The sequence below is a fragment of the Nonomuraea sp. NPDC050556 genome (assembly GCF_044457355.1).
Lineage (GTDB): Bacteria > Actinomycetota > Actinomycetes > Streptosporangiales > Streptosporangiaceae > Nonomuraea.
This window is the reverse complement of the sequence record NZ_JBITGU010000002.1, coordinates 1,909,362-1,924,454: the sequence shown is the minus strand read 5'-3', so window position 1 is coordinate 1,924,454 and position 15,093 is coordinate 1,909,362. Positions and strand designations below refer to the sequence as shown.

The 15,093-nt window shown below is 67.8% G+C and carries 15 protein-coding genes; 7 read left to right on the top strand and 8 right to left on the bottom strand.

The window, feature by feature from the left end:
* Positions 1–6 precede the first annotated feature (6 nt).
* Together ACIBG8_RS27215 and ACIBG8_RS27210 are read left to right on the top strand one after the other, a co-directional pair.
* Positions 7–729, top strand: a complete 723-nt coding sequence (locus tag ACIBG8_RS27215; protein ID WP_397345767.1) for a hypothetical protein — start codon at positions 7–9, stop codon at positions 727–729.
* Positions 726–2,126, top strand: a complete 1,401-nt coding sequence (locus ACIBG8_RS27210) for an O-antigen ligase family protein (protein WP_397345766.1) — start codon at positions 726–728, stop codon at positions 2,124–2,126. Before ACIBG8_RS27215 ends, ACIBG8_RS27210 begins: the two co-directional genes overlap by 4 nt.
* On the opposite strand, the gene ACIBG8_RS27205 is transcribed toward ACIBG8_RS27210, so the two are convergent.
* Both ACIBG8_RS27205 and ACIBG8_RS27200 read right to left on the bottom strand, forming a co-directional pair.
* A complete protein-coding gene (locus tag ACIBG8_RS27205) occupies positions 2,015–2,563 on the bottom strand; it encodes a dTDP-4-dehydrorhamnose 3,5-epimerase family protein (protein WP_397345765.1) in 549 nt (182 codons plus the stop codon). The two genes, ACIBG8_RS27210 and ACIBG8_RS27205, sit on opposite strands and share 112 nt — an antisense overlap.
* Positions 2,560–3,474 carry a glycosyltransferase family 2 protein gene (locus ACIBG8_RS27200; protein ID WP_397345764.1) on the bottom strand — a complete coding sequence of 305 codons (915 nt, stop codon included), beginning with the start codon at positions 3,472–3,474 and terminating at the stop codon, positions 2,560–2,562. Before ACIBG8_RS27200 ends, ACIBG8_RS27205 begins: the two co-directional genes overlap by 4 nt.
* Before the next feature lie 108 nt (positions 3,475–3,582).
* On the opposite strand from ACIBG8_RS27200, the gene ACIBG8_RS27195 reads away from it, so the two are divergent.
* From ACIBG8_RS27195 to ACIBG8_RS27185, 3 genes are all read left to right on the top strand, one after another.
* Complete coding sequence (locus tag ACIBG8_RS27195; protein ID WP_397345763.1) at positions 3,583–4,386, top strand: 2OG-Fe(II) oxygenase; 804 nt, start codon at positions 3,583–3,585, stop codon at positions 4,384–4,386.
* Between the two features lie 77 nt (positions 4,387–4,463).
* Entirely contained in the window at positions 4,464–5,288 is an 825-nt protein-coding gene (locus ACIBG8_RS27190) for a hypothetical protein (protein WP_397345762.1), read from the top strand.
* A gap of 236 nt (positions 5,289–5,524) precedes the next feature.
* Positions 5,525–6,895, top strand: a complete 1,371-nt coding sequence (locus tag ACIBG8_RS27185) for a hypothetical protein (protein WP_397345761.1) — start codon at positions 5,525–5,527, stop codon at positions 6,893–6,895.
* Positions 6,896–7,148: 253 nt separating this feature from the next.
* On the opposite strand, the gene ACIBG8_RS27180 is transcribed toward ACIBG8_RS27185, so the two are convergent.
* From ACIBG8_RS27180 to ACIBG8_RS27155, 6 genes are all read right to left on the bottom strand, one after another.
* Entirely contained in the window at positions 7,149–7,805 is a 657-nt protein-coding gene (locus tag ACIBG8_RS27180; RefSeq protein ID WP_397345760.1) for a hypothetical protein, read from the bottom strand.
* Between the two features lie 32 nt (positions 7,806–7,837).
* Positions 7,838–8,761, bottom strand: coding sequence for an NAD-dependent epimerase/dehydratase family protein (locus ACIBG8_RS27175; protein WP_397345759.1), 924 nt, complete (start codon positions 8,759–8,761; stop codon positions 7,838–7,840).
* A 71-nt stretch (positions 8,762–8,832) separates the two neighbouring features.
* The gene (locus ACIBG8_RS27170; protein ID WP_397345758.1) at positions 8,833–9,879 is read right to left on the bottom strand and encodes a 2-oxoacid:ferredoxin oxidoreductase subunit beta; all 1,047 of its coding nucleotides are present in this window, start codon (positions 9,877–9,879) and stop codon (positions 8,833–8,835) included.
* Positions 9,872–11,710: a 2-oxoacid:acceptor oxidoreductase subunit alpha gene (locus ACIBG8_RS27165; protein ID WP_397345757.1), complete on the bottom strand. Its 1,839-nt coding sequence runs from the start codon at positions 11,708–11,710 to the stop codon at positions 9,872–9,874. Before ACIBG8_RS27165 ends, ACIBG8_RS27170 begins: the two co-directional genes overlap by 8 nt.
* A 105-nt stretch (positions 11,711–11,815) precedes the next feature.
* Positions 11,816–11,911, bottom strand: a complete 96-nt coding sequence (locus tag ACIBG8_RS27160) for a putative leader peptide (RefSeq protein WP_397345756.1) — start codon at positions 11,909–11,911, stop codon at positions 11,816–11,818.
* A 71-nt stretch (positions 11,912–11,982) separates the two neighbouring features.
* Positions 11,983–13,416, bottom strand: coding sequence for a polysaccharide deacetylase family protein (locus ACIBG8_RS27155; RefSeq protein WP_397345755.1), 1,434 nt, complete (start codon positions 13,414–13,416; stop codon positions 11,983–11,985).
* 95 nt (positions 13,417–13,511) lie between these two features.
* Between ACIBG8_RS27155 and ACIBG8_RS27150 the strand changes: the two genes are divergently transcribed.
* Positions 13,512–13,883, top strand: coding sequence for an NADH-quinone oxidoreductase subunit A (locus tag ACIBG8_RS27150; RefSeq protein WP_397345754.1), 372 nt, complete (start codon positions 13,512–13,514; stop codon positions 13,881–13,883).
* 18 nt (positions 13,884–13,901) lie between these two features.
* Positions 13,902–15,029, top strand: coding sequence for a M48 family metallopeptidase (locus ACIBG8_RS27145; protein WP_397345753.1), 1,128 nt, complete (start codon positions 13,902–13,904; stop codon positions 15,027–15,029).
* Positions 15,030–15,093: the final 64 nt, after the last annotated feature.

Sequence of the window (15,093 nt, the reverse complement as noted above, 5' to 3'; positions counted from 1 at the left end):
CCCGCCATGGACTTCTGGGCGACGACCGCGGTCCTGTTTCGGCGGTGGTACGTGACAATCCCGGCGTTCCTCGTGACGGCCGCCGCAGCGCTGGGCGTCTTCTCGGTGGCGCCCAAGACCTTCATCTCCACCTCGGCGATGGTCCTGACGCTCCCGGTGACCGGCGGCAGCGTGCCGCCGGACATGCGCTTCCCCAACCCGCGCACCAACCCCCTGGTCTCCTTCGACCAGGGGCTGAGCATGACGTCCTCGATCCTCATCCAGGCGCTCAGCACCCCGCAGACCGCGGCCAAGGTGGGTGCGCCGATCGGCGGCACCACCAAGCTCACGATCACCAGCGGCGGCACCAACCCCGAGCTGATGCCGGCCACGCCGTTCATCGTGATCACCAGCGAGGCGCCGACGGCCGAGCTCGCGCACGGCATCGTCGCGAAGGTCACCGAGCTGGCCCAGATCGAGCTCAAGGAACGCCAGCAGATGGTGAACGCGCCCCCTGCCACGTTCGTGACGGCCACCATCGTGGTGCCGCCGACCGCGCCCGACGAGAAGAAGGGCAGCAGGATGCGCAGCGCTGTGGTCACCGGTGCGCTGGGCTTCTTCATGAGCATGTTCGCCGCGTTCGCCGCGGAGAGCTTCGCCAGGCACCGCAGGATCCGCCGCGCGGCCAAGGCCGACCCGGAGCCGAGCAACAGCAACGGCACCAGGGCGATGGCGGGGCACCAGGGGTGAGCGCGATCGCCACCCTGGAGCCGCGCCGCGCCGACGGCGCGACGCTGGTCGTGATCTTCGTCCTGTGCCTGCTGGTGCTCCCGGCCCGGCTGGCGGTGGCCGGGCTCCCGCTGTCGCTGACCCCTGCCGAGATCATGGCGCTGCTGCTCGGCGTGGTGTGGCTGTGCGCGCAGATGATCAGTACGGCAGGCGTCGCCAAGGGCGGCAACCCGGTCCGCACCTCGATCTTCGTGTACTTCGTGCTCCTGCTGGCGATCTACGGCTACACGACGTACCTGTACCTGCCCTCCGACGAGCTCAACCTGGCCGACCACACGCTGGTGCTCTACCTGGGCTACGTCGGCCTGCTCCTGGCGGTCTGCGACGGCGTGAGCGGGCGCGACCGCCTCGACTTCGTCCTCAAGGCGATCGTGGTCGGCGGCACCTTCGCCGCGATCGTGGCGCTGCTGCAGTTCAGGTTCGAGTTCGACCTGACCGAGTACATGAAGATCCCGGGCCTGCGCCACTCCTCGGTGGAGGAGGTGCCGACCGTGATCTCCCGCTCGGACCTGCGCCGGGTGGCGGGCACGCTGGGGCACCCGATCGAGTTCGGCGCGCTGTCGGCCATGCTGCTGCCGCTCGCCGCGCATCTGGGGTTCCAGGCCCGCTCGCGCAAGCTTCCCGCGAAGCGCTGGTGGGTCTGCGCCGCGATCATCGCGGCCGGGCTGATGTTCTCCGTCTCCAGGACCGCGGTTCTGGGTCTGGCGGGGGCGGGGCTGATCCTGCTGGTCGGGTGGTCCGTACGGCGCAGGCTGGTGACCATCGCCGCGTTCGTGGTCTTCCTGGGGTTCATGAAGGTGCTGGCGCCCGGGTTGATCGGCACGTTCTACAACCTGTTCGCCGGGGCGGGCGAGGACAGCAGCATCATGTTCCGCACCCACGACTGGCCCTTCGCGATGCGGGAGTTCGGCAGGAGCCCGATCTTCGGGCACGGCCTCGGCACCTGGTACCCCTTCAAGCACCAGGTGTTCGACAACCAGTACCTGCTGTCGCTCGTCGAGACCGGCATCGTCGGCGTGCTGGGCTTCGTCGGCGTGGTCGTCACCGGGATCGTCATCGCGCTCCGGGTGCGTTACGTCAGCAAAGACCCCAACGTCCGCAACCTCGGGCTGACCATCGCGGCCGCGCTGGTGATCCCGCTGCTCGGCGCTGCCACGTTCGACATGCTGTCGTTTCCCGGCATCACGAGCATCATGTTCCTGCTCGTCGGCGCCGCGGGTGCGCTGCTGCGGTTCGAGCGCGCGGCTCAGGCAGACAGGCTGCTCCTGAGCTCCTTCCAGGAGCCGGCGGACAGGTCGCGCCCGCTGATCGTGCTGACCGGCAACGGCCAGGGCAGCGCCAGGTCGGGGTCGTCGTAGCGCACGGCCAGGTCCTCTGCCGGGTCGTGCTCCCTGTCGATGCGGTAGCAGACGTCGGCCGTCCCGGTCAGCGCCTGGTAGCCGTGCAGGAGGCCGGGCGGCACGTAGAGGTGCGCGAACGTCACGTCGTCCAGCCTGACCGAGATGTGCTCGCCGAAGGTCGGTGAGCCGAGCCGGGCGTCGACGAGGAAGTCGAGCACGGCGCCGTGCGCGGCGCGCACCAGCTTGGCCTCGCCGCGTCCGGAACGGCCGTGCATGCCTCTGACCACGCCGAGCCGCGAGCGCGACTGGCTGTCCTGGATGAACGCGTTGGGGTCGAGCCCGTGCTCGGCCGCGATGTCCGCGTCGAAGGTCCTGGTGAAGAAGCCCCGGTCGTCGTGGAACGGCGTGGGCGTGAACAGCAGCACACCTTCGAGCTCCAGCCGCTCGACCTTCATGTGGTTCCTCCAGGTAGGGCGCGCAGCCGCCGTGACGGCCTGAGCAGGGCCACGACGGACGCGCGGGCCGTGCTTCTGCCTGCGGCGGCCCGCATCGACTCGCCGAGCAGCACGGCGAGGTAGAAGGCCGCCGAAGCCACCCGCCCGCGCCTGCGCCTGAACAGGCGCACGCGGTTGACGGTGAGCAGCGCGGCCAGCATCGGGTTGACCTTGGCGTCGCCGCCGATGTGCTCGACGACCGCGGCGGGCTCGTACCAGAGCGTCCAGCCCCGGTCGGCGGCGCGCAGCGCGAACTCGGTCTCCTCGCTGTAGAGGAGGAAGGACTCGTCCCACGGCCCGATCTCGGCCAGCGCCTTCGCGGACAGCACCATCGCCGCGCCGGTCGCCCAGTCGGCCGGGCCAGGACGGTCGTAGCGGCGCGGATCGGTGACCATCTCGCCGACCCGACCGGCCCTGTTGCCGCCGATGATCGCCGCGACCAGCGCTCCGCGCACCGTCGGCGTCCTGCGCAGCGAGTGGTGCAGCACCCCGTCTGTGCTGACCAGGCGGGGTACGGCGATGCCGGTGCCCTGCCGGTCGAGCGCCTTCACGAGGACGGCCAGCGCACCGGGGCGCAGGCGGCAGTCGGGGTTCAGCACCAGGATCGCGTCGAGCCCGCAGAGGTCGAGCTGGGCGACCCCGGCGTTGATGGCCGCAGCGTATCCGGCGTTCCTGCCCACGGGCAGCGGCACGACGGGCAGCCCCTTGGACCGTTCCGCGAGCGCGAGCGAACCGTCAGTGGAGGCGTTGTCCGCCACGACGACGGCTGCCAGCCGTACCCCGTCAGCGCCGGCGGACAGGGAGGCCAGGCACCCTTCCAGGACCTGAGCGCTGTTGTAGGTCACGATCACGATCGCGACGCGAGGACTCACATGTTCGCCATCGTTCGCCCGGAATGGATCGTTACATGTAACGAGTGGCACCGTTGTGGCGATGACGAAGCTAGGGGTTGGGGCGTCGCAGAGACGGAGACACACTTCATGGCTTTTACCTTTCGCAGGGACGAGCTGTTCCCGGTGGCAGACAAATATTCCGAGGCCTTCCTGACGGCGTCGCCGTTCCGCCATGTGGTGATCGACGACTTCCTGCCGCCCGAGGTGCTGGAGCCGATCCTCGAGGAGTTCCCCGAGCCCCGCGACGCCACCTGGCAGCGGTTCGACTCGGCGCGCGAGGTGAAGCTGGCCCTCGCCGACACCGAGCGGATGGGCCCGGCGACCAGGAACCTGCTGGCCGAGTTCAACAGCGGCGTGTTCATCGAGTTCCTCGAGCGGATGACCGGCATCACCCAGCTCGTCTCCGACCCGCACTTCGAGGGCGGCGGGCTGCACCAGATCAAGCCGGGCGGCTTCCTCAAGGTGCACGCCGACTTCAACAAGAGCCGCAAGCTCAACCTCGACCGGCGGCTGAACGGCCTGCTCTACCTCAACAAGGACTGGGACGAGAGCTACGGCGGCCACCTGCAGCTGTGGAACAAGGACATGACCGAGTGCGAGGGCAAGATCCTGCCGCTCTTCAACAGGTTCGTGCTCTTCGCCACGACGGACGACGCCAACCACGGCCACCCCGACCCGCTCACCTGCCCCGAGGACCGGGCGCGCCGCTCGATGGCGCTCTACTACTACTCCAACGGCCGGCCGGAGGACGAAGTCACCGCCGACCACACCACGCTGTTCAAGCAGCGGCCGGGTGAGGAGTGGAAGAGTAACCTCCGACAGGTGGCCAAGCGCTGGACCCCTCCCGCGCTGGCCGATCTACTCGGCGGCCGGGGGACCAAGAGCGAGTGAAAGCGTTTTTCGGGGGACTTCTTCTCGTCGTGCTCCTGAGCGGTTGTGCCGGGTCCAATGCGGCGCGTGAGCCTGTGGTGCAGACCCCGCAGGCCACCACCGCATCCCCACGCCCGGACGAGTCGCCGTCCCTGGTGGTGAGGTGGCCGGGTCCGGACAACACGGGCGTGCCCGCAGGGACGCGGCTGCGCAAGTCGGGCTCGCTGCGGATCACCAAGAACGGGACCGTCATCGACGGCCTGGAGGTGACCGGCTACATCACGGTCGAGGCCGACAACGTGACCATCCGCAACACCCGGGTGCGCGGCACCGAGGGCTGGTGGGGCATCCTGCAGCGCGAGGGCCGCACCGGGATGGTGGTCGAGGACACCGAGATCTTCGGCAACGGCAAGCAGCGCACCCAGTTCGGCATCCTCAACCAGGGCAAGGACATCCAGATACGCCGGGTCGACGTGCACACGATCTCCAACGGGATCCTGACCCAGCAGGGCGTGGTCGAGGACTCCTACGTGCACGATCCCAAGTACTACTCGGGCGACCACACCGACATGATCATGTCGACCGGGCCGCCCGCCGAGGGCACCGAGCTGGTCATCCGGCACAACACGGTCGTCAACACGCTCGACCAGACCGGGGCGATCGCGTTGTTCCAGGACTTCGGCGTGGTCAAGAACGTGACGGTCGAGGGCAACTTCCTGGCCGGAGGGGGCTGGAGCCTGTACGGCGGGGCCGGGGTGAAGGGCAAGTCGTCGAATATCAAAGTGATCGACAATGTCTTCAGCCGCAAAGTGTGGCCCAAAGGCGGGTCGGCAGGGCCGGTGTCCTATTGGGATCATGACGGCAAGGGCAATTTGTGGCGCGGCAATATCTGGGAAGACGGTGGGACCGTAAGTCCCGGGTGATCTTTGTTACTACTGGGATCGGTGGTTTTCCTGGGGTTTTCGAGGAAATCGAGTCCTTTTTGTTAAAAAGGAGCGCTAAGCGGCTTTGGCATTGACTACCCTCCCTCAAGGGGACTCCACCGCAGTCACTGAGGAAGAGGTCGCCTGTGTCGAGGCATCGAAGGCGTAACAGACGCGCCGGATGGTTATCGCTCGCCGGGGTATCGGCGGTCGCGGTGCTGGCCGGCGGATATAGCTTGGTCACTCCCGGTGACGAGATCGAGCCGCAGGCCGCCGTCTCCGGGGTACGGGCCACCACCACGCTCCAGCCCGCAGCGGCGGGGCGGGGGCCGTTGCGACCGACCAGGGAACACCTGGTGCGGGGGAGCACGGCGCGCAATGACCCGTGGTGGCACACGGACCCGTGGTGGTGGTACTGGCACAAGCGGCCGACACCCCGGCCCACCAGGAAGCCGACGCCGACGCCTGAGGTGACGCCGTCGCCGGAGCAGCCGACGGACTCGTCCACGCCCACGCCGTCGGAGACGGCCATCCCGACGAGGACGATCACTCCCACGCGGAAGCCGTCCGAGACACCGACACCGACGCCGACTGCTACGAAGACGCCGTCAGAGACGCCGACTCCTACCAGGACGCCGTCCGAGACGCCCACGCCTACGCACTCGCCCACGCCGACTCATTCGGCCACGCCAACTCATTCGGCCACGCCAACTCATTCGGCCACGCCTACGCGCTCGGTCACGCCGACGTCTTCGCCGACCCCCACTGCTACGAGGACGCCCACGTCTTCGCCCACCCCTACCGCCACCAGGACGACCACCCCGCCGCCCAGCGGCGACTGGCCGGGTGCGGGCAATACCGGGGTGCCGTCGGGCACGGATCTCGTCCAGAAGACCGGCTCGATCGTCATCAGGGAGGACGGCAAGGTCATCGACGGCTGGGACATCGCCGGTGACATCACCGTCGAGGCCAACAACGTGACCATCCGCAACACCCGGGTGCGCGGCCAGTCGGACTACTGGGGCATCCTGCAGCGCGAGGGCTTCTCCGGCCTCAAGGTCGAGGACAGCGAGATCTACGGCAACGGCAAGGTCCGCACCCAGTTCGGCATCCTGAACCAGGGCAAGATGCTCACCGTCCGCCGCGTGGACATCCACACGATCTCCAACGGCATCTGCACCGACCAGGGCCTGATCGAGGACTCCTACGTGCACGACCCGAAGTACTACTCGGGCGACCACACCGACATGATCATGTCGACGGACACCGCCGCCTCCGGCACCGAGCTGGTCATCAGGCACAACACGGTGATCAACACGCTCGACCAGACCGGCGCGATCGCGTTGTTCCAGGACTTCGGTGTGACGCGCAACGTGCTGGTGGAGAAGAACTTCCTGGCCGGTGGAGGTTGGACGTTGTACGCAGGAGCCGGTAACAAGGGCACCTCGTCGAACATCCGCGTCATCGACAACGTCTTCAGCCGCAAGGTGTGGCCGCGCGGCGGTTCGGCTGGCCCGGTGTCGTACTGGGACTCCAACGGGCCGGGCAACGTCTGGAAGGGCAACACCTGGGAAGGCGGCGCCAGCGCCGTCTCAGCCAGCGACTGACCCCCGGTGGGGAGCGGTCCTTCACAGGACCGCACCCCCCACACGCGAGCCGCCCCACGCCCGACAAGCCCCTATGGCCGTGAGCCGCCGTCAGGTGCCCCTCACACGAGGACCCGAAGTCCCCATGGCAGGGCTACAACCGCCCATTGAGGGCCCACCGCCCCACGTGCCATCCCCTTGATGAGGGCCGAGATGTCTTGCGGGCTTGCATGTGGGCCGGGGCCGAAGGGTTGGCCGACATCACGGGCGGCCGCTAGTTGCGTACGGCGATCACTGACTTCACCAGCCCGGCCAGCCGCTCGAAGCGGATGCCGGACTTGGGGAAGTAGTGCCGCATCTCCGTGACGCTCAGCAACTCCACCTCCATCGCGATCATGCGCGCCGCGTCCCGATCCGACGTAGGCGTGTGCACCAGCGGCCACCGCCGCAGGATCGCCGTACGTGCCGCCAGCGGCAGGAACTGGAACCCCGGGAACAGGAAGTGCGGCTCCACGGGAAAGTACCGGTACGGCGTCTGCACCCAGTGCCGGTCAGCCAGCGAGTGCACGGTGTCCGCGAACTGCTGCCGCCGTACGTGCCCCCCCACGTGCTCGATCACCGCGTTGGAGAACACCAGGTCGTAACTAGCGTCCCGGATCGACGCAGGCAGGTCGCACGCGTCAGCCACGTCGGCCCGCAGCCACGACGGCAGCTCGGCAGGCGGCTGCTCCAGGTTGACGATGTGGACGTGCGCCGGCCTGACCGGCGCACGCATCCAGGCGCCGGCCGTACCACCGAGGTCGATGACGGACATCTGGTCGAGATCGGGGAACTGGTCGGCGAACCATTGCCACCGCCGCGCCCGCGCCTTTGCCCCGAGTGAATCGGGAGCGTCCACGAATCGGCTACGCAGGGCATTCAGACGGCTCATTGCCCTATGGTCGCAGAATTTTGGCTACGCGGCTAAGAGTGCGATTCTTCGTGACATTCTTGGGACGCGTACCAATTGACGGTCTTTCGCAACCCGGCGTCCAATGTCGTGACAGGACGCCAGCCCAGTTTGTCGGCCGCCGGCTCGATGTCGCCGACCTGCGGAATATCGTGGGAACGATCTGGGACCGTGCCAAAATCCGGGATCGAGTCAGTCGCGAGGATCCCGTAGAGCTTCTCCACGACGCCGTAGGCGGGTGTCGTCACGCCGGTGCCGATGTCGAGGGTGTGGCCGATCGCCTTGTCCGACACGCCCGCCGAGACGAACGCGTCCACGACGTCGTCGACGTAGATCCAGTCGGCCAGCTTCGTGCCCCTGGTGAGCTTGGGGCGCTCGCCGCGCAGCAGGCTCAGCGTCACGTAGGGGACGAGCTTGCTGACGTCGGGCTGGTCGGGGCCGTAGACCATGGAAGGCCGCAGGACGGTGACCGGAAGGTCCCACAGGCGGTGGTAGAGCTCCGCGTAGCCGGTTGCCGCCCACTTGGCCATGGCGTACGCCGAGGACGGCGGAGCCAGGTTGTTGCCCGGCCGAGGCTCCTCGATGGAGCCGGTGAAGACGGTCCTGACCTCGTTGGCGTGCGCTGCTGCCAGCACGTTGACCGAGGCGACGACGGTGCTCTCCAGGGTGGCTCTGACGACCTCGTCGCCGCGCGACCCGGTGACCTCGCTGGCGAGGTGGAACAGGAGGCTGGGCCGTACGGAACCGAAGAGTCGCGCGGTGGCGCCCGCGTCGCTCAGATCGGTCAGGTGCCACGTCTCGCCGTGGCGGGCGGGCCGGGCGCGGCGGCTCACCGCGTGAACCTGCGCGCCCAGCAGTCGTAAGCGTCTGACCAGGTGCGAGCCGATGAAGCCCGCCGCTCCAGTCACCAGTACCACGGTCTCCGGCCAGTAGGACATCGTGGGTTGGACCTCCGCGGGAAGAAGGAAGATGGAGCCGTTCTGGCGAACGGCTCCATCTAATACACCCGCTAGCCGATGCGCCAGGTGTCTCCGCCTTGGAGCAGGCTGGCAAGGTCACCGCTGCCCTGCTTTGCGGTGGCTTCTTCCAATTGTTCGGCCATCAACACGTCGTAGGCGGGCCTGTCGACCTGCCGGAAAATGCCGATCGGGACATGCTCGAATGCCGGTTCGTCGAGCCTGCTGAGCGCGAACGCCAGCGACGGGTCCGGGTGGTGGGCGTCGTGCACGAGGATCTCGCCCTCAGCCACGGTGGACCGGTCGACGACCTGGATGCCGCCGTTGGGCGCCCGCACGACGGCCTTGGACGCGGACACGATCGGCTGGTCGTGCTCGAGCCGCAACGTGATGTCGTCGCGGATCTCCGGGTCCTTGAGCTGCTCGAAGGCGTTGTCGTTGAAGATGTTGCAGTTCTGGTAGATCTCCACCAGCGAGGTGCCGCGGTGCGCGGTGGCCTCGCGCAGCACCGACTGCAGGTGCTTGCGGTCGGAGTCGATCGTCCTGGCCACGAACGACGCCTCGGCGCCGATCGCGAGCGAGATCGGGTTGAACGGCTTGTCCAGCGAGCCCATCGGAGTCGACTTGGTGATCTTGCCGACCTCGGAGGTGGGGGAGTACTGCCCCTTGGTCAGGCCGTAGATCCTGTTGTTGAACAGCAGGATGTTCAGGTTGACGTTGCGGCGCAGCGCGTGGATCAGGTGGTTGCCGCCGATCGACAGCGCGTCGCCGTCCCCCGTGATCACCCAGACGCTGAGGTCGGGCCGCGACGAGGCCAGGCCGGTCGCGATCGCCGGCGCGCGGCCGTGGATCGAGTGGAAGCCGTAGGTGTTCAGGTAGTACGGGAAGCGGCTGGAGCAGCCGATGCCGGACACGAACACGATGTTCTCGCGCTTGAGCCCGAGCTCCGGCAGGAAGCTCTGCACCGCGGCCAGGATGGCGTAGTCACCGCAACCGGGGCACCAGCGGACCTCCTGGTCGGACTTGAAGTCCTTCAGGGTCTGCTTGGCGTCGGTCTTGGGGATGAGGTCCAGGCCCTTGCCGTTGATGAGTTCAGTCATTGTCGATCACGTCCTGGATGACTCCGGCCAGCTCCTCGGCCTTGAACGGAAGCCCGCGCACACGGTTGTAGCTGATGATGTCGACCAGGAACTTGGCCCGGAGCAGCAGGGCGAGCTGGCCGAGGTTGATCTCGGGCAGCAGGACCCTGTCGTAGCTCTTGAGCACGTCACCGAGGTTCGACGGCAGCGGGTTGAGGTGGCGCAGGTGGGCCTGGGCGACGTGGCCGCCGGCCTTCCTGATCCGGCGTACGGCTGCCGCGATCGGCCCGTAGGTCGAGCCCCAGCCGAGCACCAGCACCTTGGCCTGGCCGTCCGGGTCGTCGACCTCGACGTCGGGCACGTCGATGCCGTCGATCTTGGCCTGGCGCAGCCTGACCATCAGATCGTGGTTGTTGGAGTCGTAGGAGATGTTGCCGGTGCCGTCGGCCTTCTCGATGCCGCCGATGCGGTGCTCGAGGCCGGCCGTACCGGGGATGGCCCACGGGCGGGCCAGGGTCTCCGGGTCGCGCTTGTAGGGGAGGTATTCCTCGCCCTCGACCGGCGCGGCGAACACGGTGGAGATGTCGGGCAGGTCGGCGACCTCTGGGAGCTTCCACGGCTCGGAGCCGTTGGCGAGGTAACCGTCCGACAGCAGGTAGACCGGGGTGCGGTACTTGATCGCGATGCGCGCCGCCTCGATGGCCGCCGCGAAGCAGTCACTCGGGGTGCTCGGCGCCACGATCGGCACCGGCGACTCGCCGTTGCGTCCGAACATGGCCATCAACAGGTCGGTCTGCTCGGTCTTCGTCGGCATACCCGTCGAAGGACCGGCTCGCTGCACGTCGACCAGGATCAGCGGCAGCTCCGTCATCACCGCCAGGCCGATCGTCTCGCCCTTGAGCACCACGCCGGGACCGCTCGTGGTGGTCACGCCGAGCGAACCGCCGAAGGCCGCGCCCAGCGCCGCGCCGACACCGGCGATCTCGTCCTCCGCCTGGAAGGTGCGGATGCCGAACCGCTTGTGCTTGGACAGCTCGTGCAGGATGTCGGAGGCGGGCGTGATCGGGTACGAGCCGAGGAACAGCGGCAGCTTCGACTGCACGGACGCCGCGATCAGACCGTAGGCCAGGGCCTGGTTTCCCGAGATGTTGCGATAAACACCAGGCGCCAGCTTGGCCGGCTTGACCTCGTACGACACCGAGAAGGACTCGGTGGTCTCGCCGAAGTTCCAGCCCGCCTGGAAGGCCGCGATGTTCGCCTTGGCGATGTCGGGCTTCTTGGCGAACTTGGTCTCGAGGAACTTGATCGTCGCCTCGGTCGGCCGGTGGTAGAGCCAGCTCAGCATGCCGAGCGCGAACATGTTCTTCGCGCGCTCCGCATCCTTCTTCGAGATGTCGAAGTCCTCGAGCGCCTTGACCGTCAGCGAGGTCAGCGGCACGGAGTGCACCCGCCACTCGGCCAGCGAGTCGTCCTCCAGCGGGCTCACCGCGTAGCCGACCTTCTGGAGGTTGCGCTTGGTGAACTCGTCGACGTTCGCGATGATGTCGGCGCCGCGCGGCAGATCGCCCAAGTTGGCCTTGAGCGCAGCCGGGTTCATCGCCACCAGCACGTTCGGCGCATCACCCGGGGTCAGGATGTCGTGGTCGGCAAAATGCAACTGGAAGCTCGACACGCCCGGCAGGGTTCCTGCGGGGGCGCGGATCTCGGCAGGGAAGTTGGGCAGTGTCGACAGGTCGTTGCCGAACTCAGCCGTCCCTGCTGTGAAGCGGTCGCCGGTGAGCTGCATACCGTCGCCGGAGTCGCCGGCGAACCGGATGATCACGCGGTCGAGTTGCTGAACCTGCTTAGTCACAGCGGTCCTCCTCGACGCGCCGGGAAGCGCGTTCTCTTTTCCATGCTAGATCCTCGGGAGGTCACGCGTTTGCGCGCCGCAAGATGCGGGTAAACGCGGTCGGAGTCAGGGGGCGACGGGAGGACTCAAGGGGTGACACAGCCCGGACGCGAGTCTGCACAGGTCGACGTGCAGGCGGGCGAAGAGGACGGTTCGGGTCACGAGCGCCAACTATACGTCCCTCCAAGTCGTGACCCTCTCTAGGGGCGCTCTAGGCGCGCTCGAGGGTCCTTCTAAGGACCCGCTGTGTAAAGTCGCCCGGCCTGCATGCCTTCTGCCCCGTACAACTCTGGAACGGTGACGAAGGTGTAACCCTTCCCTCGGAGCCGCTTAAGGATGGCCGGAACGGCGTCAACGGTCGTCCGGTGGATGTCGTGCATGAGGATGATCGCCCCCGGCCGCGCGCCGTCCACCGCGCGCCTCTCCACGACCTTCGGGTTCCTGTCGCGCCAGTCCATGGTGTCGACGTTCCAGTTGACCAGCGCGAGACCGAGCTTGCCCGCGACCGCCCTGACGTCCTTGCTGACGGCACCGTACGGCGGGCGGACCAGCGTGGGCGTCTGCCCGATCGCGGCCGTGAGCGTGTCCTGGGTACGGCCCAGCGAATCGGTGATCTTGCTGGACGGTAGCTTCGACAGGTCCCTGTGCGCCCAGCTGTGGTTGGCGACGAGATGCCCCTCGTCGCTCATGCGCCTGATGAGCTGCGGGTCGACCGACGCGTTGGTGCCGACGGTGAAGAACGTGGCGCGCGCGTTCTCCTTGTTGAGTTCGTCGAGCAGCCGGGCGGTGTGCGGGCCGGGTCCGTCGTCGAAGGTGAGCGCGACGCACTTGGCCTGGCGGCAGTCGACGCTGCCCGCCTGCTTGCTCACCGCCGCGGGGCTCTTGCTCGCGGTCATCGTGGGGTCGGGCGCCTCCGTCGCGGCCGCCCGCGCGGTGTCCTGCGCGTGCCGTCCCGCCGCCGACAGCAGCGGGCGCGCCTGCTCTTCCGGTACGGCTACCGCGACCCGGCCGAGCGAGCACGGGCCGACCTCGCAGTCGTCGAACTCCACGACGAGGTCGCCGGCCGGGTTGAAGGCCATGGAGTCGAACAGCTCGTCGCCGGCGCGCACCTCCGCGCGGTCGATCTCCGAGCCGCGCTTGTCCAGCTGCTTGCCGACCAGCGTCACCAGGGCGCCCATTTCCGACTTTTCGAGGAGGCCGGTGGAGTCGAAGGGCTGCTGGGACTGGCGGTCGTACCAGAGCGTCTTGGTGGAGTTGCCCCAGTTGGCGCCGTAGAACTCACCGGTGCGCAGCCGTACGCCGATCACCCGGTCGCCCACGGCGGCGAGCTGCCAGTCGACGTTGATCTCGGGGCGGGGCGGCCGGCCGGTGGGGGTGGTGGCCTTCTTGAAGTCGTCGAGCTGCTTGACGGCCTCGGTCCTGAGCCGGGCGGTCAGCTTCGGGGCGTCGGCGAAGTCGGGGTAGACCACGTGCACATATCGTTCGCCCTCTTCGCCTTCGGTGATCGTGCTGGTCGTCAGTCCTGGGACGGTCGAGGGATCGATGAAATCGATCATCGTGGGTTCCGCGGGGACGGAGACGTGCTCGGGGGAGGCGTTGGCCATGCCGCAACCCGCTGCGCAGGCGGCGATTAGCGCGATTCCTCCGAAGAATCGCTTTTTGGGCATGGATGACAGGCTATGGGGGTCCTTTGGCGTTTTACCCTCTCGTGGGACTATGCGGGGGGAGCCTTTGACGGGGGTCTGGGGTTACGATCGCAGGCGTGGACGGGTATTACGGCTCGTATCTCCTGGTCGCCGCGTTGCTGGCGATCGGCGTCGCCATCGTGGCCGGGGCGCTGTTCGCCAACCGGCTCCTGCGGCCCACGCGGCCGACCGTTGAGAAGCTGACGACCTACGAGTGCGGCGTAGACCCGGTGGGTGAGGGGTGGGCGCAGTCGCAGATCCGCTATTACGTGTTCACGTACCTGTATGTGGTGTTCGCGGTGGACGCGGTGTTCCTGTTCCCGTGGGCGACGATCTTCGCGGCGCCGGGGTACGGGATGACGACGCTGGTGGAGATGTTCATCTTCCTGGGGTTCATCGCGCTGGGCATTATCTATGCGTGGCGCAAACGTGTCCTTAGCTGGACATAAGGCCCATATCTTCCTGGGGTGCATACCCCAGCCTTTGTCGCACGTTGGCAGGAACGCCTCGTCGACGGCCTCTACGAGGAGGTCAGAGCCGACGCCGGGCGCCCGCGCCTGAGCATCGCTCTGGTGGCGGCCTACGCCGTCGCCGGTCTTGTCCACGTGTTCACGCTCGCGTTGATCGTCTGCGGCGTTCTCCTGATCCTCACCTTCAGCCTGTTCCCCATGGTGTTCGGGGCGATCCTGCTGGGGTTCGCCTGGCTGCTGTTCCCCAGGCCCGACAAGCTGCCGGAGGACTTGGAGACCCTCGACCGGGCTCGCGCGCCCCGGCTGTTCGACCTGCTCGACGAGGTGGCAGACCGGGCCTCGTCGCCGCGCGTGCACATGGTGATGATCTCGGGCCGGGTCAACGCGTCCGTCCGCACGTACGGCTGGCGCAGGCGGCGCTACCTGGAGATCGGGTATCCGTTGTGGCAGGTGCTCACGCCGCAGGAGCGGGTGGCGCTGCTCGGCCACGAGTTCGGCCACTTCAGCAACGGTGACACCCGCAGGAGCCTCGTGGTGGGCACCGCGCTCGACGCGCTGACCTCCCTCCACCGCACGGCCTCACCGGCACAGTCGAGAGCCTTCGACGGCATCGCCTTCCTCGCGGTGATCGTGGTCAACACGTTCTGGTGGGTGATCAGGCGGCTGGTCGAAGCGCTCACGTTCCTTCTCGGGCTGGCGACGTATCGCGCGTCGCAGCGGGCCGAGTACTACGCGGACGTGACAGCGGCGCGAGTCGCGGGGACCTCGGCGGCGAGCGGGCTCCTGGACGCGCTCGTCACCCGGGGCAGTATCACCGAGTCCTACGTCTATCTGAGGGCGCTGCACTCGGGAGACGACTTCTGGGAGCGCCTGGAGCAGCGGATCGCGGAAGCGCCGGAAGAGGAGCTCGAGAGGCTGCGGGCCGAGGACCGGGCTGGAGGGAAGCGGATCGACCAGTCGCATCCGCCAACGCATCTGCGGCACTCGCACGTCGCGGCGTTGCCGTACGAGGAAGGGGTTGTCTCCGCCTCGGGGATGGACGCGGTCGACGCCGAGCTGGCTCCCAGCGGGGCGCGGATGATCCTGTGGTTGCGGGAGTGGGGCAAGAGCGCCCTGCGCCACTGATCCGGCGTAGCGGCGGGACGTTGTCCGGTCGTCGGCTGTGTCCCTGGAATGTCATCAGCCACTT

Coding starts and splice junctions, on each gene's coding strand:
- ACIBG8_RS27205 (WP_397345765.1), bottom strand. CDS start 2,563: ATGAAGGTCGAGCGGCTGGAGCTCGAAGGTGTGCTGCTGTTCACGCCC.
- ACIBG8_RS27180 (WP_397345760.1), bottom strand. CDS start 7,805: ATGAGCCGTCTGAATGCCCTGCGTAGCCGATTCGTGGACGCTCCCGAT.
- ACIBG8_RS27195 (WP_397345763.1), top strand. CDS start 3,583: ATGGCTTTTACCTTTCGCAGGGACGAGCTGTTCCCGGTGGCAGACAAA.
- ACIBG8_RS27175 (WP_397345759.1), bottom strand. CDS start 8,761: ATGTCCTACTGGCCGGAGACCGTGGTACTGGTGACTGGAGCGGCGGGC.
- ACIBG8_RS27170 (WP_397345758.1), bottom strand. CDS start 9,879: ATGACTGAACTCATCAACGGCAAGGGCCTGGACCTCATCCCCAAGACC.
- ACIBG8_RS27215 (WP_397345767.1), top strand. CDS start 7: ATGGACTTCTGGGCGACGACCGCGGTCCTGTTTCGGCGGTGGTACGTG.
- ACIBG8_RS27155 (WP_397345755.1), bottom strand. CDS start 13,416: ATGCCCAAAAAGCGATTCTTCGGAGGAATCGCGCTAATCGCCGCCTGC.